This is a genomic window from Acinetobacter sp. DL27 (assembly GCF_055810995.1).
The window spans coordinates 132,035-149,505 of record NZ_CM147947.1; the positions used below are offsets into that span (position 1 = coordinate 132,035).

The window sequence follows — 17,471 nt, forward strand, 5'->3', positions numbered from 1 at the left end:
CATTACGGATAACAAATGTCCCGTTTATTCGGCATAATAGAATAAACTGAATTGAAGAGCGTCATCTCCATGTTAACCGCGCAACAACAAGCTTTCGTGCAAGCACTTGAAGAATTAGATCTTCAACAAGTTCAACGTCTATTGACCGATGGGTTAAGTCTCAATTTTATCGATCCTGAAAAAGGACCTGTGATTTCTGTTTGGTCAGACGGCTTATTCAAATGGTGGGAAGCGATTTGCGAAGCGTATGAAGCAGGCGCACCGCTGTCAGAACAAGAAAAACAACAGACTCTAGCGGTACATTTAGACATTTTAGAACAACTGATTCATGGCAAAGCAAACTTGCATTTGTGGGATACAGAAGAAATTTATGGCCCACTTTGGGATGCGGCAAGCGCTGCATGTGCGCCAGCGGTCAAACGTTTGTTGGACGAAAAAGTCGATCCAAACACCAAAGATGAAGATGGTTTAACTATTTTATCTTCAATTAGCGATTTATTCTTTGATTGTGAATTTGACGAAATTAATTGGGCTGAAGCATTGGCTGAAGAAAAGCAAACCTTAGAGTTGCTTCGTCAGCATGGTGCAAAAATGACAAAAGAATTAGCTTAAACAGCGAGATCATCATGATGCAATTAAAACATTTAGGTTTATGTGTAGCCGCTGGGTTCAGTATGAATGCGATGGCTGCAGATTTTTCCTTTGACCGTCCGGGGTCGGGCATAGGGACAGGGATTACGCCTGTGGGGCAGTTGGCTTGGGAGCAGGGCTTGGCCAATGCGCACTATGCTGAATCGACCACAGCTGATGGTGAAAAAGTCAAAACCACCAGCTTAAATGCAGATATGTTATTGCGCACAGGTTTAGCTGAAAACATCGAATTGCAATTGGGTTGGGCTGGACCCTCTTGGCAACAAGTGAAAGTGGCTGGCCATAAGTCTGAAACAGACGGTTTGGGTGATGTCAGTGTCGGTGTAAAAGCGGCGATTCCCTTGGATGATGAACGCTTGAGTATGGCGGTACTGGCTGAAGCGATTATTGCCACAGGGAATGATGGTTTCACCAATGAAGATGATATTTATAGCCTGTCATCTGTGGTGGCATACGATTATAGCGACCTCGTGTCGACATCCATCACCATGCGTTATGAAGTGCAAAATAGTGATTGGGCCATTTCTGCAATTCCGACTTTAGAGTATCAGTTTACCGATAAACTCAGCGGTTTTTCTGAATTGGTTTACCGTAAAGCAGAAAGTCAAGACAATGAATATGCGCTCGGTACAGGTGTAATGTATGCGGTGAATAATCGGATGCAGTTGGACGCAAGTGTTGGTATTGACTTAAATGGTTCAGATAAAAGTTATTATTCAGGACTTGGCGTTTCATACTTATTTTAATTAGAAAAAAGAACATATTATGAAAAAGCATCTTCATCTGAAACAGGGGATGAGCGGCAAAACGTGGTATCTGGCACTGTCAGTATTGATCATCAATCTGTGTATCTGGGCCAGTATCCTAAACGTTCATGCGGAAACTCCACTTCTTTCAGCTGAAGATGCTTTTCCATTTACAGTGGAATCCACGACTGAGCATACGGCTCAACTGCACTGGAATATTCCTGAACAGTATTATCTGTATCAGCATAAATTTGAAGTGCAACAGGCGGGTCAGCCCCTTAAGCTTGAGCTACCGCCTGCGCATGATCTGTATGATGAAAACTATGGACACACCCAAGTTTATTATCAACAAGTGCAATTTGACTTAGATACACAGGCCTCGCAGACCTATAAGGTGACTTGGCAAGGCTGTGCCAAAGATCGTATTTGCTATCCACCGCAAAGCATTGAGTTTAAAACTGATGTCAATGGCTTGGTCAGCCTACAAGATCAAGCGGGTGGATCAAAACGACTGTTAGATTTAGCTGCGCAGTCGAATCCGCAATTTGAGCCGATCAACCCAACAGTCACTGCTGAACCCGCCGCAACAGCTTCCGATGTGATTGCTGCGCAAGACCAAATTTGGTCTGAAGAGTTAGCTAAAAGCTCATTGGCTTATGGTTTATTACTGTTCTTTGGCCTTGGGATATTACTCGCGTTTACGCCGTGTTCTTTACCGATGTTGCCGATTTTAACCTCTTTAATTATTCGCGATAGCAAAGGCCTCAAAGCATGGATGATTGCCTTGGTTTTTGTGTGCAGTATGGCCATGGTCTATGCCATTTTGGGTTTGGTGGCCTCATCTGCAGGTTTGAACTTCCAGCGTTGGTTACAACAGCCATCCACCCTGATTGCTTTTAGCATTCTTTTTATTTTATTCGCGCTCAATCTATTTGGTTTGTTTGAACTTAAACTGCCGCAAGCCGTGGTGAATAAACTTGATCATATCCAGTCTATGCAAAAGGGTGGAAGCCTGATCAGTGCCGCGATTATGGGCATGATCTCTGCGCTGTTGGTTGGCCCGTGTATGACTGCGCCTTTGGCAGGCGCTTTACTGTTTATTTCACAGACACAAAGCCAGTGGCAAGGGGCCATTTTGCTGTTCACCTTAGGCTTTGGTATGGGTACACCGCTGTTACTGGCAAGCGTACTGGGCGCTAAGGTATTGCCTCGTGCTGGGCTGTGGATGAATCAGGTTCGGGTATTCTTTGCTTTCATCATGTTGGCTTTGGCGCTGTATTTTGTGCGTCCTTTGCTTTCTGAAACATGGATGCAAGCACTAAGTCTGCTGCTAGGGTTAAGCTTTATCATCTATGTGTTGTATCGTTTGATGTGGCATAAAACGCAATTGCGTATGCTGTACATCGTGGCTCTAGTCATTGGCGGGACGTACATTGCTTATAGCCAATATCAGCAGAGTCAGCGTTTCTTTGAAGCACCAATGGCTGCATCTGCGCGTTGGCATGTGGCAGCGACAGCAGCGGAGTTTAAGCAGCTCTTGGCACAAGCACCAAAAGGTCAAAAGATCATTATCGATGTCTATGCCGATTGGTGTGTTGCTTGTCAGCCCATTGAACACCGTATATTAAAATCGGCAACGGTACAGCAAGCACTTGCGCCGTATTATTTGATCAAATTGGATTTGAGTCATTACGATGCAACTCATCAAGTGCTTTTAAACCAGTGGGATATTTTAGGACCACCGACCTATTTATTCTTAGATGCCTCACAACAAGAAATTCGTGGTTTACGTTTAACCGGTGCATTTACTGAGGCTGAACTTTTAGCTCAATTACAACGTTTTTAAACCTGAGGGAGAGCGGGTATGCAACGTTTATATATTGCCAATAAAAATTACTCCAGTTGGTCGATGCGAGCGTGGTTGGTCTTGACTGCATTTAACATCGATTTTGAAGAGGTACTGGTTCGCTTTGATGCGACAAACCCCAGTTTTAAAGAGCAACTGTCCCTCATTCATGCCAATGCCAAAGTGCCCGTATTGGATGTGGGCGAATTTAAAATTTGGGACTCTTTAGCCATCTGTGAATATTTGGCTGAGCAAAATCCAGATTTAGCCCTGTGGCCCAAACAGACCCATTTGAGAGCACAAGCACGGAGTATCAGTTGTGAGATGCACAGTAGTTTTATGGCACTACGCCAATTGTGTCCAATGCATGTTCAAACGCAGTACAGCATAGCCGAGGGGCAAGCTCTGTGGGCGCAGCATGCTGAATTAAGAGCAGATGTCGAACGAATTGAACAAATTTGGGCACAGCGTGCAGATGAACATACCTTTCTATTTGGCGATTTTTCTATAGCCGATGCCTTTTATGCCCCTGTAGTGATGCGTTTCAAGAGTTATGCACTCCCTATATCTGAACGCAGTCAGCAGTATATGCAACACATTATGCAGCATCCTGTGGTTACACAATGGGTCGACGCGGCACGGGCGGAAACAGCTTAGTTGGGTGAAATGTGCTGTGTGTCACCACATGCAGCGCTATATTTGATCTCACAGTGATTGATTTCAAAATAGCATTTGATTTGATTACGTCCACTGGCTTTAGCGGCATATAGTGCTTTGTCTGCTTGATCCAAAAGTTGTTGCGGTTTCAATTTATCCGTTGCTAGGGCAATGCCGAAACTGGCAGTAATGCGAATTGCACGTCCATCTTCATTTTGAATCACTAAATCTTCAATGGCTGCACGGCAACGTTCCGCGATTTGACGAGCTTTAAGGGCGGATGACTGCTTTAAAATGAGTATAAATTCTTCACCCCCAAAACGGCCCACTACATCACTTTCACGCAAATGAAGGCCTAATTTTTGACTTACGGCAATCAGAACCGTATCTCCCATATGATGTCCAAATTGATCATTGATATTTTTAAAGTGGTCGAGGTCTAAAAGCACGATGGCATAGGGGCAATTTTTATCATGATGTAACTCATCTAAGCTTTGGTTAATACTGCGGCGGTTCAAGGCATTGGTGAGTGGGTCGGTCTGACTTAAATGTTGAATCAGTCGCTCACGATGCCGCCATTGGCTGAGTAAGATTTCAAATAAAATCAGACAAGTGACAAGAATAGGAGCAATGAAATACAGCATTGAAAATAACCAAAATCCATTATAAAACAGCTTGCCGTTAATGGTGAAAAGTGGCGAGTAGGGCACGACATCGATAAAACTGAGATAGCCTGAGAAGACCAAAAAGCTGGTTGCGGGAATCAGCATGATATAAATGATTTTGCGTTTAAATAGAACTAAGCCCACGGTCAGTAAACAAATGTAGGCAATCATAGTCATTGGGCTTAATACGCCAACGAAATAACTGTCTTGGCAAAGAGAAATGACAAAAATGCCGATTGCGACATAGGGTAAAAAACGCTGCACCCAGACGCGATCATGTAGGACATAGCAGGGATAAATCAGTCCTGACAAGATCAGTAAAAAAATAGAGTTCAGTACGAATTGGATACGCACAATATCGAGATTGACCACCTGCCAATATTGCGGGTTCAGTAGGATAAAGCTATCCCAACCAAGCCAAGCAATATGAATAATGCAAGCCAATACCAACATCAGAATACACTTCTTCAAGGTACTCCAATTCATGATGACTTCCTCTTCCAGTAAATAGTGAGAAAGTTTATTTTTATTTAATTTTTTAGAGCTGGAGGCTAGTGAATTCATTCAATCTTTTTATCCTCATACTTTCATATTCTTTTTGTGTAATTAATTCTTAAAATTGAATTCAAAGATAGCATCTAAAATCATAGAAAAAATATCCCTATAAAAAGGGAAAAGTGTTCTATTTTTGCAACATAGTGTTTTAAATAAACCAATTATTCTAAGAGAAGGATTCTTTTAAAATGCAGCTATTCAATAAAGATTATGCGGGAACCTCCCATGAAAGTTTTACATATTGATTCAAGTATTATGGCGGATGCTTCTGTGTCTCGTCAGTTGAGCCAAGCCATTGTTTCGCAACTTAGCGAAAAGCATGCGCAAGTTGAGGTTGAATATTTGGATTTGGCAACTCAACCGATTCCACATTTAGATGCAGAAATTTTAATGGGTCAAAATGCAGAACAATCGGCTCTGGGTGAACGTATTATTCAACAATACTTAGATGCGGATGTTGTGGTGATTGGTGCGGCGATGTATAACTTCGGGATTACTTCGACTTTAAAAGCATGGATTGACCGTATTAGTGTTGCAGGTCGTACCTTTAAATATACGGAAAATGGTCCTGTCGGTTTGGCTGGTGACAAGAAAGCCTATATTGCCAGTAGTCGTGGTGGTGTCTATGGTGAAAATAGTCCTGTTGACTTCCAAGAAGGCTTCTTAAAAACTGTCTTTAATTTTACTGGTGTGACCGATGTTGAAATCATTCGTGCTGAAGGCGTGAATATGGGCCCAGAGCTGAAAGATAAAGCCATTGCAGCAGCTTTAGCGCAGGTGCAAGCGATCTAATAACAATAACTGTAGTTCCATGATTCCTCATTTGGTCAGCTTTAAGCTGACCTTTTTTATGCGGAATTTGTCTAGTCTTGGTCGAGCGCTTGAGCAAACATTGCGATATCATCTAACGCCATTTTAGCTTCAGGAAACCATGCATTAAACATTTGAAAGTTATGCCACATGCCTGTGTATAGTTTAAATGTCACGTCTACGCCTGCCTTGGTTGCTTTATCTCTAAACCGCTGGGCATCATCCAAGAGAATTTCTTTCGAACCAACTTGTACAAGGGTCGGCGGGAGGTCTGCTAAATCATCAAATAAAGGTGAAACGAGCGGGTCAGCTGGGTCAATTTGCTCTGGGACATAATAGTCGATGCCTGTTTCAAGGGCTTCGACGGATAATAGTGCATCGAGCTTGCTATTATAGCGAATAGACTCACTGGTTAAGCTTAAATCCAAAAATGGCGAAAGCAGAATCAGCCCACTGACTTGAGGGCGTTGCTCATCACGAATGCGCAGTGCCAAGGCTAGTGCTAAATTTGCACCACATGAATCCCCCGATAAAATAATGTCTTTGGCTTGTATACCTTGCTCCAATAATAGCTGATAAACATCAAACAGCGTATCAATGGCTTCAGGATAGGGATGTTCAGGTGACAACGGATAGTCAAGGTGAATGACCTGCATTTGTGTACTGGCAGCAAGGTCTGAGACAAACGCGCGATGGGTATTCATTGAACCTAAAAAGAAAGCCCCACCATGAATGTGTAAAATGAGCTGAGTGGCTTCAGTTTCAGGTTTTAATTCTTCCGCACGCAGGCCTGCGAGACGTAGAGGACGAATCTGGATCGACTTATTGAGCGGAAATGCACGACACATTTGTTCAAGAAGAAAACGCTGGCTACTGGGTGGGAGACTAAAGCGACTTGGGGTTCGAATCGTGGTTTTTAACAACTGCTCCGTAAAAATTTGTTTCCATGGATCGGCAATCTTCATAGTTATTCCATTTTGTTATTTGTTTTACCTTGAGTTTGTGTATTTACCAACATAATTTACAAGGTTACACTAATTGGTCACATTGAAAAATTGAAAAATTGTTGTGACTTTTTAATAATGATAGTCGTCTATACTAGACTAGGGAAATGACAAAAATGAAAAAAATTGCACTTGCACTAAGCGTACTAGGATTAACCGCTCTAGCTCATGCAGCAGATCCGCTGAATGGCACTGTTTGGAAAACGATTGATGACAAAACTAAACAAGCGAAAGCCTTGGTTAAATTCACTGAGCAGAAAAATGGAACTTTAACTGCGAGTATTCAAGGTATTTTGACACCAGGTGAAGAAAATGCCTGTACCAAGTGTGAAGGCCCATACAAAAACAAATCCTTGAAAGGTTTAACGATTGTACATGGTCTGAAAAACGCGGGTGGTACAAGCTATGAAGGTGGATCAATTTTAGATCCGCAAACCGGTAAAACCTATAAACTAAAAGGCAACATTGCTGCTGGTGGTAAAAAACTAGAGCTTCGTGGCTATATTGGTGTGGCTGCATTAGGCCGTAACCAAACTTGGATTCGCGCGAACTAATTCCATCCAACAAAAAAGCCGAGCAATTGCTCGGCTTTTTTATTTTTTGTTATACCTTCAAGGCACGAATTGCATCTTCATTGAAACCCACAATAAAACCATCGGGTGTTGCAATTACGGGGCGCTTAATGAGACTGTTATGTGTGGTGAGGGCATCAATCAGTCCTTGCTCTGAAGCTAAAGCAGTGTCTTGTTCTGCTTCAGTCAGCTTACGCCAAGTGGTACCTTTCTTATTCAAGACCAGATCTGCCCCAATCTGATCGAGCCATGTTTTGACAGTCGCAGCATCAATGCCTTGTTTTTTATAATCATGAAACTCATACGCTAAACCTAACTCATTCAGTAGGTCGAATGCTTTTTTCATTGAATTACAATTTTTAATGCCATACACGTTTAACATGGAACACCCTTTTGAATTTTAAGCTGGGTTTAGAGTAACGGAAAAAGCAGAGCAGCTCTAGTGTCGCGATTTAAGCCAATAGCGTCATCGTCTTGTCATAAAAGCGTTTTAGAATTAAATCAAAGAAAAATAGAATACAAAAATATTAAAAAGTAGAAACTAAAAAAGAGAAAACCCGCATTTAATCATCCTGATCATGCGGGTCTCATTACAACGTCCATTGTCACATCCTTGAAAACCAACTATATCCATAGTTCGTTTTAATTTCATCCTACGGCGTCCTGTCCTTGTGCTGTCATCCTGACATCGTCCCTTTGCCGTGGAAACATAATGCACTGATTGATTGATCAGAAAAAGACTCAAAAAACGGCAGATAATGTAGGTTAAAAACTCATATCCAGTAAACAGTTGTTCACTGGATATGAGCTAAATATTTACATTTTTCTAGATTTTGTAGTCAATAATGACAGGTGCATGGTCGCTAAACCATGTTTCTTTATAGACCCAAGCATTGACTGTGCGGGCTTTCCAGTCAGGTGAGCACGCTTGATAGTCAATGCGCCAGCCCACGTTCTTCGCACGGGCTTGTCCACGGTTTGACCACCACGAATAAAGCTCAGCCTCTGGACGCACTTCACGGAAAGTATCGACATAGCCAAGTTCATCATAAATATGATCGAGCCAAGCGCGTTCGTGCGGTAAGCAGCCTGAGGCTTTTTGATTGCCCGACCAGTTTTTAATGTCGATGCGTTTATGCACGATGTTGTAGTCACCACAGACAATCACGGATTTATTTTCATCGCGCCATTGTTTCAAAATTTGTTTGTATTCTTCTAAGAAGTGATCTTTACGGATTTGTGCTTCTTCACCAGAAGAACCCGATGGTAAATACAGTGAACAAATATGCACGTTTTGGTCTAAGCCTAAGTCAAACTCAGCCGAAATAAAGCGGCCTTGAGAATCGGCCAATTCAAAACCAAGCCCATCAGTAACTGAAACAAATGGTAAACGGCTATAAATAGCAGTGCCAGCGTACCCTGGACGTTCAGCAGGGAACAGGTGAGTATGCCAGCTTTCAGGTTTAAATTTATCTGTCCATTGTTCGTGGGTGATGCGAGATTCTTGCATGCAAATCACATCAGCATCTGATGTGGCAATCCAATCAAAAATCCCTTTTTTTTCTGCAGAACGTAGACCATTTACGTTAATTGAAACCACACGTAAAATTTTTTGATCACTTGGATAGCTACTCTTTGGTATCATGCGCAAGTCTTACCTCAATTTGAAAATACGGAGCACCGCATGACAACGCAAGCGACATTTAACCCTCAAGCTTTTATCGAACTCGCATTATCACGTGGCGTGCTTAAATTTGGTGAGTTTACTTTAAAATCGGGTCGTGTGAGTCCTTATTTTTTTAATGCAGGCCTACTCAATGACGGCGAAGCCTTGTCACTACTGGCGTCTGGCTATGCAACTAAACTGACAGAATGCAACAATGTTGAGGTGGTCTTTGGTCCTGCGTACAAAGGGATTCCTTTTGTTGCTGCAACAGCGGTGGCCTTGTCACAAAATCATGGGGTGAGTGTGCCTTGGGGGTTTAACCGTAAAGAAGCCAAAGATCATGGTGAAGGCGGGGTCTTGGTTGGTGCATCCGTTGCAGGCAAAAAAGTCTGGATTATTGATGATGTGATTACTGCGGGCACAGCGATCCGTGAAGTAGTAACCATTTTGAAAAATGCAGGTGCGCAGATTGCAGGTGTGTTGGTGGCATTAGATCGTCAAGAAAAAGGTCAAGGTGAGCTGTCTGCGATTCAAGAAGTGCAAAAAGAATTAGAAATTCCTGTGCATGCACTGGTGACCATGAAAGATTTGATGAATTATTTAGAGGCTAAAGGTGAGACAGAAGCTTTAGCAAAAATGGAAGCCTACCGCGTGAAATATGGCGTCTAAACGTTGAAACAAAAAAAAGGAAGCTTCGGCTTCCTTTTTTATTCGCTTTCTCTTTGAGTTGATGTTTGGCTATGCGCACCTTCCCAGCCAATCATCGCGGTTTTACGTGTTGTCCCCCACATATAGTTACCACGTTGCCCTGAAGACTGAATGACCCGATGGCAGGGAATTAAAAAGGCAACGGGATTACTGCCAATGGCTGTTCCGACCGCTCGTGAGGCACGTTCTTGCCCAATCTCTTGAGCAATATGTGCATAACTGCTGAGCTGCCCCATGGGAATTTTAAGCAGACTTTGCCACACCTTGAGCTGAAAGTCGGTGCCTTTCAGATGCAGTTTAATCTCCGATAAGCTGTTTTGATCTTGCTGAAAAATCGCGAGAGCTTTACGTTGTAATTCATCCTGATCTTCAATAAATGTTGCACGTGGGAACTGTTTTTTCAGATAGACCAATGCATCCCGATCTGCTTCGGTAAAGGCCATATGACAAATCCCTTTAGGGGTCGAGGCAATAATGACTGAGCCAAAAATGGTCTCGGCAAAACTATAGTGAATGTGGAGTGCTTCACCGCCCTGTTTATATTCTGCGGGCGTCATACCTTCGATTTGGACAAATAAATCATGCAATCGGCTGGTACTAGAAAGGCCAGTGTCAAAAGTTGCTGCAAAAATATTATTTTCTGTGTGATTGTTCAAAACCGACTTTGCATATTCCACACTAATATATTGTAGAAATTTCTTTGGGCTAATGCCTGCCCATTCGCTAAAGATACGCTGAAAATGTGTAGGACTTAAATGAACGTGTTCTGCAATCTCAGCCAAACTGGGTTGCTGTTTGAAGTTTTGTTCAATGTATTCAATTGCCTTTGCCACACGTGCGTAATTGCTATGTTCTGTCATGATTACTCGCGGAAATCATTTAACTTAAGAAAACACTAACAAATCCAGCGAGGCCTGAAAATCCGTTTCTTGCGTTTTATAACAAAAGGCTCAAAGCATTTATTGATTGGTTTAGTCATCCATTGCTAAGCATAAAAAAACGGAACAGTGACCTGTTCCGCTTGAGATGGCGTTTTAACTAAATGGGTTTAGAACTGATAGTTCAAACGCATGAGGAAGCTGCGTGGTGTACCTGGCATAGAGTCCGAACGCCAGTATTCTTTATTGGTCAAGTTGCTGACAGCTAAAGTCACGTTCCATGGGTCAGCACTATAACCAATGGCAGCATCGACGCGTGAGAAAGCTTTCATATCCAAGGGTTGGTTGCTTAAATTGCTATTAGGGTAGGCTTTGTAGTCACCGACATAAGTCACACCAACTTCACCATAGAGTTTTTCTGTAGGTAAGTAACGAACAAATAAGTTACCCGTATGTTCAGGTGCATTATTTAGCACCTTATTCACATTACCTGGGTTTTGCTTATCTTTTTTAACTTCGGCTTGTAGATAACCATATCCACCACGGACAAATACATTATCTAATACGCGACCAATAAAACTAAACTCTAGACCTTTAGATTGATGTTCGCCCGCAGTTGCCCATTCTTCAGGTTTAGTGTCATCAGGTACATAACGAATATTATTTTTGCGAATGTCAAAAACTGAGAGTTGGGTATTTAAACGGTCGTCAAACCAGTCACTTTTGACCCCAATTTCATATTGCTCATTATATTGAGGTTCTGAATCAAAGGTATTCAGATTGGTATTTGCGGATACAACACTGACACCTACACGCCCACCAAACGGTGCAAAGCTTTTATTGTATGAAGCATAGAAGCTGTGTTGATCTGTGGGTTGCCAAATGAAACCAATGTTGGGGCTAAAGCTTTCATCATTGATACTACGATGGTAATTGATGTCAGAAGAAGCTAATAATTTATTGGTGGTTGATGTATCGTAATAATCATAACGTGCACCGAGCATTACTTTGAAATATTCATTAAAACTAATTAAGTCTTGAATGAAAAAGCCGTAGCTTGTGCCTTCATTATAATTATGCTGAGTAATGGTTTTAGCACCGTTATCACGATTATTCTGTGTTAATTGACCTGTAATTGGGTCATAAAAACCATCAATTCGACTGCCATTGGCGTTTTTATTAGAAAGTTTCGGCTCTCTTTGTTCGTAGGTCCAATCGGTACCCACTAAAAGATTATGTTTAATAGCGCCCGTATCAAACTCACCTGTAATATCCCACGTATTGGTGGTGGTTCGATTAGATGTTTGCTGCCAGTAATAGTTTTGCGAAATTTTTCCGACATTGTTATAGCAGCGACGTTGTGTAAGTGGAGTGCTAGAAGCGCTTTCACCATTACTGGTGGTTGCATTTGAAGCACAGTAGGTACCACCATAAAAATGATCAAAGTCTTGATCTGCTTGGCGGTAACTTGTTGCCCAATGGAATTTCCAATTCGGCGCAAATTCGTAATTTAAATCTGAACGAATGACCTGTAGCACGTCATTGACATAATCACCCTCTTGAGCAAAGCCTGTTTTAATCGATGTGCCAGCAGGTAAAACACTATAACTTGGTCCACGGTCAGGTACTCGACCTAATTTGTCATAGGTATATTGTGTGGTCCACGTGAGGGTTTCATCATCATTTTTATAAGTGAAACTTGGCGAGATCATCTCAATTTTACTGTCGATGCCTGAACGGAAACTATCCGCTTCACCGTATTCACCTGTTAAACGGACAGCCCAGTTGTCATTCAACACTTGGTTAATATCCGCTGTTGCGCCATAAGTATCATATGAGCCTACGTAAGTACCGACTGAGCTTTTTGAGTCAAAGTTGGCGTATTTACTCACCATATTGACCACACCGCCGCCTGCACTACGACCATATAACACCGAGGCAGGGCCTTTTAAAATTTCGATCCGTTCAATGTTGGCTGTACTACGACGCACTTGGCCACTTTCACGAATACCATCACGGTAAATATCGCCCGAGTCGGCAGAGAAACCACGAAGAGTAATGCCATCACCGCGCATATCGTAGCTGGTCGATACCCCTGGTGTACCTTGTAGCATTACACTGAGGTCGTTAGAGCCATAGATTTTATATTTCTGTACATCAATGGTGTCGATGGTTTGAGGAATGTCTTTTTTCTTTAAACCATTACGGGTGACATTGGCCTGATCATAATCAACATAGCTTTTGATTGGATCAAGTTCACTCATTGCCTCAATTTTTAAGGTGGGCAAAACTGCTGCTGTATTCGATTTGTTTGTCGTCGCTTGAGAAGAGGGATTCTCATTATTTTGTAGCGTCGCTTCATCCGCATAGGCTGCATGCGCATTTAAAATCATAAAGCTGAGAAGGCTATATTTGAATAGGTTAGAACCACAAAGCGGCTGTGGTGAAAATTTCATCATGATTTAAGGCTCGGAGAGAGTGAATGGCCAATAAAAATGAGAAGTATAATCATTTACTAAAAATGAACAAGACTTACGGTAATATTCATTTTTTCTACACAGTGTTAGTAGGTTAAAAAGTACAGCTGCACAGGCTGTTTAATTTTTCTAAAAAATTGATAAATAAGCATTAAAATTTGAAGGAAATGCAAAATAATTATTTTTGTGAATTTCCCATGCATTTTTTACAGCTTAAAAGAACGCCTATTTTTTCTTGGCGTCCTTGCTCAGTTTGTACCCAAGGACGGTTTTGCCACGGTGGCGTATGGCGGACATGTTGTGTGTGGCCACAGGCAAGCTCCGCCACCCAATGATGTTCTTCATCGAGATGAAAGCCAACAATCGCTTGTTGCACTTAAGTATCTCGACTGCCGTGTTGGGGCTGTTCTAAGCCATTTAAAAAACGCTGACACAGTTGATGGATAGCCGCCAAATCATCGGGATCTAGGCCTAAAGAACACGCCAGCTCAAATGGAATGGCCATAATTTTATCTTTGGCTAACAGTGCTTTTTCCAGTAGAACGACTTTTTTCATACGTTCATCTTCTTTGACGGCAACACGCTTTAAAAACTGTTTTTCTTCTAGTTTTTTAATAATCGGGGTTAAGGTGCCTGAGTCAAAAAAGGTTTTTTGTCCAATCTCGGTCAGTGTCACATTGTCCTGCTCATATAAAGCCAACAAAACAATAAATTGCGGATAGGTCAGATCGTAAACCTGTAAGCGTGGACGGTATTGACGAACCATGGCATTGGTTGCGGAATACATGGCAAAACACACGCGGTTTTCTAAAAGTGGGGTGTCCGCCATGTTGCATGTCCTTGGATGTTAATGTCTGTAAAGCAGTATAAATGAAATAGGAACGGAAGTATATTGCGCATAATAATCTTGTGCACAAGTTAATTGTATGCGATATTTATTTAAGACTAAGGTCGGTTCAGCCCTTGAAGCGACTTTAAGTAATGACATTTTGATGAATGGAAGAGATGTAATGAGCACAATTTATGATTTTCAGGCCGAACTGTTAGAAGGCGAGCAAAAAAATCTGGCCGATTATCAGGGCAAGGTTTTATTGGTGGTGAATACCGCCAGCCAATGTGGTTTAACCCCGCAATTTGAAGGTTTGGAGCAGTTATATCAGGACTATCAGCAGCAAGGTCTGCTGATTTTAGGTTTTCCCTGCAACCAATTTGCGCAGCAAGACCCTGCGAGTAATGAAGAGATCGGCAGCTTTTGTCAGCGTAACTATGGGGTCTCTTTCCCAATGTTTGCCAAAGTTGATGTGAATGGTCCTACAGCACATCCGCTGTATCAGTATTTAACCACTGAAGCTAAAGGTATTTTAGGTAGCCAAAGCATCAAGTGGAATTTCACTAAGTTTCTCATTAACCAAAAAGGGCAGGTGGTGAAACGCTATGCGCCGATTGTTAAACCTGAAAAAATTGCCAAGGATATTCAACGCCTTTTGACTTAATGGAGAAAGTGTGGAAAGGAGCTGTCGCGTGGTAATAGACACATACTCCCTTTGTTGAATTAAGCAGTTAGCATTTGATTTGTTACTGTAATGTGTTGTAGTTATTTGAATAAAATAGATTTTTTAATCTTTAATTATTACACAACTTGTTGCACCCAAACCTGAAAACTTCGCTATACTTTTTGCCAAGTTTAAAAAATATGAGCGTGAGAATTATGCGTGTACTGGTAGTGATGGACCCGATTGAAACGGTGAATCTAAAAAAAGATTCCACCATGGCCATGTTATGGGCAGCAAGCCGTCGCGGACATGAACTGGGTTATGCATTACAACACGATTTATATATCGATCAAGGTAAAGCCTTTGGTCTGATTTCTCCCTTAAAAGTGTTTGAAGACTACGATCATTATTTTGAGTTGGGTGAACAGCAAAAAGAGTCCTTGGCCGATTACGATGTGATTTTGATGCGTAAAGATCCACCATTCGACATGAACTTTGTCTACACCACCTATATCTTGGAACAAGCGGAACGTGAAGGCGCGTGGATTATCAATAAACCACAGTCCTTACGTGACTGTAATGAAAAACTGTTTGCCACGCAGTTCCCCGAACTTCAAGTCCCTACATTGGTGACTTCACAACAAAGCCTGATCCGTGAATTTATCAAAGAACATGGTGATGTGATTGTGAAGCCTCTTGATGGTATGGGGGGTATGGGAATTTTCCGTTTATATCAAGATGGTGTGAACATTGGCTCAACTTTGGAAATGTTGACGGAAATGGGCACACGTCCGATTATGGCACAGCGTTATATTCCTGAAATTGTGGAAGGGGATAAGCGTATTTTGCTGGTCAATGGTGAACCGATTCCGTATTGCTTGGCGCGTATTCCACAAAACGGCGAAGTGCGTGGGAATTTGGCCGCAGGTGGTTTGGGTCAAGCACGTCCTTTGACTGAGAATGACAAGGCCATTGCCGCAAAAGTGGGGCCCTTCTTACGTGAAAAAGGTTTGGTTTTTGTCGGACTTGATGTGATTGGCAATTACGTGACCGAGATTAATGTCACCAGTCCAACCTGTATTCGTGAGATTGATGCGCAATTTGGTACCTCGATTGCCGATGATTTATTTGATGTCTTGGAAGCAGGCAAAGCTAGCTAAAACGACAGAACAGGAACCTGAAATGGTTCCTTTTTTACTTCATGGAGGTGGTCGGTTTTGGAATAGAGCTGTACTTTGCTGCAAAGTGTATAAATTTGGTTGAAAATAAAGCGGATTATGTTGCTAGACACCACTAATTTTCATTCTGTTCAAATGTATGCACTCAGATTGTATTTCTAGCCGCTAAAATGAAGTGAATTACACTTTAGAATGATGTTAAATATTTGATTCAAATCAGCTTCATTGTTTTATTTTTAAATATCTCCAATTGCACTGTTGAGCCTGATTGTGTGCTGTAGTTTGAGTAAAAATGCACATCTGATAACAAATCTAGTTTAAACTTGAAAATCAGTAGAAAAAAACAATCAAATGCCTGTTGAAAAAAAGTAAATAATCTTTCGCGGCTATGCGTTTGTGATTACAATTGATCGCTTAAAATTGAATTTTGTTTCCATATTTTTAGAATTGAAGAATTAGACTGTGACCGAAGCAACACCAACAAAGCCGAAACATGTAATGATGATGGCTGCCGGAACGGGCGGGCATGTTTTTCCAGCACTTGCTGTGGCTAAGGAATTACAGCAACAAGGCTGTCAAGTCTCGTGGCTTGCTACGCCTACAGGTATGGAAAATCGCCTGCTTAAAAATCACGATATCCCAATTTATCAAATTGATATTCAAGGTGTGCGCGGCAATGGCTTAGTCCGCAAAGTATTGGCACCCTTTAAAATTTTAAAAGCCACTTTAAGTGCAATGCGTTACATGAAGCAGCTCAAAGTCGATGCCGTCGCGGGCTTTGGGGGTTATGTCGCTGGGCCTGGTGGATTGGCTGCGCGCGCACTGGGTATTCCTGTGATTATTCATGAGCAGAATGCGATTGCTGGATTTACCAATACGCAGTTATCACGTATTGCCAAAACAGTGTGTCAGGCTTTTCCAAACACCTTTGCTGCACAAGATAAAATTGTGACCACGGGCAATCCCGTCCGCAAAGAAATTACGGAAATTTTAAATCCGTCTTGGCGTTATCAAGAACGTGAAAAAGCAGGGGCCATGCTTCGAGTTTTAATTGTGGGTGGCTCGTTGGGTGCACAAGCGTTAAATGAGCGTGTTCCTGAAGCATTGAAGCAATTGAATGTGCCGTTAAGCGTTTATCATCAGTGTGGTCAAAACCATGCAGATGCGACCCAAGCGCGTTATGCCAATGCCCCTGAACAGTTTCAGGTTGAAGTCCACCCTTTTATTGAAGATATGGCCCAAGCCTATAGTGATGCCGATTTAATTATTTGCCGTGCTGGGGCGTTAACCGTGACCGAAATTGCCACTGCGGGTGTGGCTGCGGTGTTTGTTCCACTGCCAAGTGCTGTGGATGATCATCAAACGGCTAATGCAAAGTTCTTAGCCAATATTGGTGCAGCCAAAATTTGCCCGCAAGCAAGCATGACGCCCGAGAGTTTAAAAGAATTATTATTACCCTTGATGAACCGTCAGTTATTGTCTGAAATGGCAGTGAAAGCACGTCAGCAAGCACAACCCGATGCAACCCAACATGTGGTTCGTTTAATTCAAGCATTGTAAACCGA

General features: G+C 42.1%; 18 protein-coding genes. 10 read left to right on the top strand and 8 right to left on the bottom strand.

Translation table 11 applies throughout. The annotated features are described in order from the left end of the window. Positions 1-69 precede the first annotated feature (69 nt). The 4 genes from AC0KVP_RS00570 to AC0KVP_RS00585 are packed head-to-tail and all read left to right on the top strand — an operon-like array spanning position 70 to position 3,900. Positions 70-612: a hypothetical protein gene (locus AC0KVP_RS00570; RefSeq protein WP_004978318.1), complete on the top strand. Its 543-nt coding sequence runs from the start codon at positions 70-72 to the stop codon at positions 610-612. Between the two features lie 14 nt (positions 613-626). Further along, a complete protein-coding gene (locus AC0KVP_RS00575; RefSeq protein ID WP_473338218.1) occupies positions 627-1,397 on the top strand; it encodes a transporter in 771 nt (256 codons plus the stop codon). A gap of 19 nt (positions 1,398-1,416) precedes the next feature. Continuing rightward, positions 1,417-3,243: a protein-disulfide reductase DsbD gene (gene dsbD / locus AC0KVP_RS00580; protein WP_473338221.1), complete on the top strand. Its 1,827-nt coding sequence runs from the start codon at positions 1,417-1,419 to the stop codon at positions 3,241-3,243. Between the two features lie 18 nt (positions 3,244-3,261). Beyond that, entirely contained in the window at positions 3,262-3,900 is a 639-nt protein-coding gene (locus AC0KVP_RS00585) for a glutathione S-transferase family protein (RefSeq protein WP_473338224.1), read from the top strand. Here AC0KVP_RS00585 and AC0KVP_RS00590 read toward each other — a convergent pair. Next, the gene (locus AC0KVP_RS00590) at positions 3,897-5,129 is read right to left on the bottom strand and encodes a GGDEF domain-containing protein (RefSeq protein WP_473338226.1); all 1,233 of its coding nucleotides are present in this window, start codon (positions 5,127-5,129) and stop codon (positions 3,897-3,899) included. The two genes, AC0KVP_RS00585 and AC0KVP_RS00590, sit on opposite strands and share 4 nt — an antisense overlap. A 216-nt stretch (positions 5,130-5,345) precedes the next feature. On the opposite strand from AC0KVP_RS00590, the gene AC0KVP_RS00595 reads away from it, so the two are divergent. Then, entirely contained in the window at positions 5,346-5,912 is a 567-nt protein-coding gene (locus tag AC0KVP_RS00595; RefSeq protein ID WP_039890677.1) for an FMN-dependent NADH-azoreductase, read from the top strand. Positions 5,913-5,983: 71 nt separating this feature from the next. Here AC0KVP_RS00595 and AC0KVP_RS00600 read toward each other — a convergent pair whose 3' ends face one another. Next, positions 5,984-6,895 carry an alpha/beta hydrolase gene (locus tag AC0KVP_RS00600; RefSeq protein ID WP_473338230.1) on the bottom strand — a complete coding sequence of 304 codons (912 nt, stop codon included), beginning with the start codon at positions 6,893-6,895 and terminating at the stop codon, positions 5,984-5,986. 155 nt (positions 6,896-7,050) lie between these two features. Here AC0KVP_RS00600 and AC0KVP_RS00605 point away from each other — a divergent pair, with 155 nt between their 5' ends. Continuing rightward, positions 7,051-7,488, top strand: coding sequence for a DUF2147 domain-containing protein (locus AC0KVP_RS00605; protein ID WP_004691748.1), 438 nt, complete (start codon positions 7,051-7,053; stop codon positions 7,486-7,488). A gap of 49 nt (positions 7,489-7,537) precedes the next feature. On the opposite strand, the gene AC0KVP_RS00610 is transcribed toward AC0KVP_RS00605, so the two are convergent. Both AC0KVP_RS00610 and AC0KVP_RS00615 read right to left on the bottom strand, forming a co-directional pair. Next, positions 7,538-7,888: a Spx/MgsR family RNA polymerase-binding regulatory protein gene (locus AC0KVP_RS00610; RefSeq protein WP_473338235.1), complete on the bottom strand. Its 351-nt coding sequence runs from the start codon at positions 7,886-7,888 to the stop codon at positions 7,538-7,540. A 444-nt stretch (positions 7,889-8,332) separates the two neighbouring features. Beyond that, complete coding sequence (locus AC0KVP_RS00615; RefSeq protein WP_473338237.1) at positions 8,333-9,151, bottom strand: exodeoxyribonuclease III; 819 nt, start codon at positions 9,149-9,151, stop codon at positions 8,333-8,335. Between the two features lie 39 nt (positions 9,152-9,190). Between AC0KVP_RS00615 and pyrE the strand changes: the two genes are divergently transcribed. Further along, positions 9,191-9,841, top strand: coding sequence for an orotate phosphoribosyltransferase (pyrE, locus tag AC0KVP_RS00620; RefSeq protein ID WP_183173466.1), 651 nt, complete (start codon positions 9,191-9,193; stop codon positions 9,839-9,841). A 38-nt stretch (positions 9,842-9,879) separates the two neighbouring features. Here the strand turns inward: pyrE and AC0KVP_RS00625 are convergent, their stop codons facing one another. From AC0KVP_RS00625 to AC0KVP_RS00640, 4 genes are all read right to left on the bottom strand, one after another. Then, positions 9,880-10,740 carry a methylated-DNA--[protein]-cysteine S-methyltransferase gene (locus AC0KVP_RS00625; protein ID WP_473338239.1) on the bottom strand — a complete coding sequence of 287 codons (861 nt, stop codon included), beginning with the start codon at positions 10,738-10,740 and terminating at the stop codon, positions 9,880-9,882. A 188-nt stretch (positions 10,741-10,928) separates the two neighbouring features. Next, positions 10,929-13,214, bottom strand: coding sequence for a TonB-dependent receptor (locus tag AC0KVP_RS00630; RefSeq protein ID WP_473340367.1), 2,286 nt, complete (start codon positions 13,212-13,214; stop codon positions 10,929-10,931). 199 nt (positions 13,215-13,413) lie between these two features. Further along, on the bottom strand, positions 13,414-13,611 hold the full coding sequence (locus AC0KVP_RS00635) for a DUF3565 domain-containing protein (RefSeq protein WP_473338241.1): 198 nt from the start codon (positions 13,609-13,611) through the stop codon (positions 13,414-13,416). After that, positions 13,612-14,064, bottom strand: a complete 453-nt coding sequence (locus AC0KVP_RS00640) for a MarR family winged helix-turn-helix transcriptional regulator (RefSeq protein WP_094148488.1) — start codon at positions 14,062-14,064, stop codon at positions 13,612-13,614. It abuts the gene before it with no gap. A 181-nt stretch (positions 14,065-14,245) separates the two neighbouring features. Here AC0KVP_RS00640 and AC0KVP_RS00645 point away from each other — a divergent pair, with 181 nt between their 5' ends. From AC0KVP_RS00645 to murG, 3 genes are all read left to right on the top strand, one after another. Beyond that, complete coding sequence (locus AC0KVP_RS00645; RefSeq protein ID WP_062031943.1) at positions 14,246-14,728, top strand: glutathione peroxidase; 483 nt, start codon at positions 14,246-14,248, stop codon at positions 14,726-14,728. Between the two features lie 215 nt (positions 14,729-14,943). Next, positions 14,944-15,888: a glutathione synthase gene (gshB, locus tag AC0KVP_RS00650; RefSeq protein ID WP_058870511.1), complete on the top strand. Its 945-nt coding sequence runs from the start codon at positions 14,944-14,946 to the stop codon at positions 15,886-15,888. A gap of 516 nt (positions 15,889-16,404) precedes the next feature. Next, positions 16,405-17,466 carry an undecaprenyldiphospho-muramoylpentapeptide beta-N-acetylglucosaminyltransferase gene (gene murG, locus AC0KVP_RS00655; RefSeq protein ID WP_473340369.1) on the top strand — a complete coding sequence of 354 codons (1,062 nt, stop codon included), beginning with the start codon at positions 16,405-16,407 and terminating at the stop codon, positions 17,464-17,466. The last annotated feature ends 5 nt before the right edge of the window (positions 17,467-17,471 follow it).

Excerpts from the sequence above, each read along its gene's own strand:
- AC0KVP_RS00570 (WP_004978318.1), top strand. The coding sequence starts at position 70 with ATGTTAACCGCGCAACAACAAGCTTTCGTGCAAGCACTTGAAGAATTA.
- AC0KVP_RS00575 (WP_473338218.1), top strand. The coding sequence starts at position 627 with ATGATGCAATTAAAACATTTAGGTTTATGTGTAGCCGCTGGGTTCAGT.
- dsbD (WP_473338221.1), top strand. The coding sequence starts at position 1,417 with ATGAAAAAGCATCTTCATCTGAAACAGGGGATGAGCGGCAAAACGTGG.
- AC0KVP_RS00585 (WP_473338224.1), top strand. The coding sequence starts at position 3,262 with ATGCAACGTTTATATATTGCCAATAAAAATTACTCCAGTTGGTCGATG.
- AC0KVP_RS00590 (WP_473338226.1), bottom strand. The coding sequence starts at position 5,129 with ATGAATTCACTAGCCTCCAGCTCTAAAAAATTAAATAAAAATAAACTT.
- AC0KVP_RS00595 (WP_039890677.1), top strand. The coding sequence starts at position 5,346 with ATGAAAGTTTTACATATTGATTCAAGTATTATGGCGGATGCTTCTGTG.
- AC0KVP_RS00600 (WP_473338230.1), bottom strand. The coding sequence starts at position 6,895 with ATGAAGATTGCCGATCCATGGAAACAAATTTTTACGGAGCAGTTGTTA.
- AC0KVP_RS00605 (WP_004691748.1), top strand. The coding sequence starts at position 7,051 with ATGAAAAAAATTGCACTTGCACTAAGCGTACTAGGATTAACCGCTCTA.
- AC0KVP_RS00610 (WP_473338235.1), bottom strand. The coding sequence starts at position 7,888 with ATGTTAAACGTGTATGGCATTAAAAATTGTAATTCAATGAAAAAAGCA.
- AC0KVP_RS00615 (WP_473338237.1), bottom strand. The coding sequence starts at position 9,151 with ATGATACCAAAGAGTAGCTATCCAAGTGATCAAAAAATTTTACGTGTG.
- pyrE (WP_183173466.1), top strand. The coding sequence starts at position 9,191 with ATGACAACGCAAGCGACATTTAACCCTCAAGCTTTTATCGAACTCGCA.
- AC0KVP_RS00625 (WP_473338239.1), bottom strand. The coding sequence starts at position 10,740 with ATGACAGAACATAGCAATTACGCACGTGTGGCAAAGGCAATTGAATAC.
- AC0KVP_RS00630 (WP_473340367.1), bottom strand. The coding sequence starts at position 13,214 with ATGAAATTTTCACCACAGCCGCTTTGTGGTTCTAACCTATTCAAATAT.
- AC0KVP_RS00640 (WP_094148488.1), bottom strand. The coding sequence starts at position 14,064 with ATGGCGGACACCCCACTTTTAGAAAACCGCGTGTGTTTTGCCATGTAT.
- AC0KVP_RS00645 (WP_062031943.1), top strand. The coding sequence starts at position 14,246 with ATGAGCACAATTTATGATTTTCAGGCCGAACTGTTAGAAGGCGAGCAA.
- gshB (WP_058870511.1), top strand. The coding sequence starts at position 14,944 with ATGCGTGTACTGGTAGTGATGGACCCGATTGAAACGGTGAATCTAAAA.
- murG (WP_473340369.1), top strand. The coding sequence starts at position 16,405 with ATGATGATGGCTGCCGGAACGGGCGGGCATGTTTTTCCAGCACTTGCT.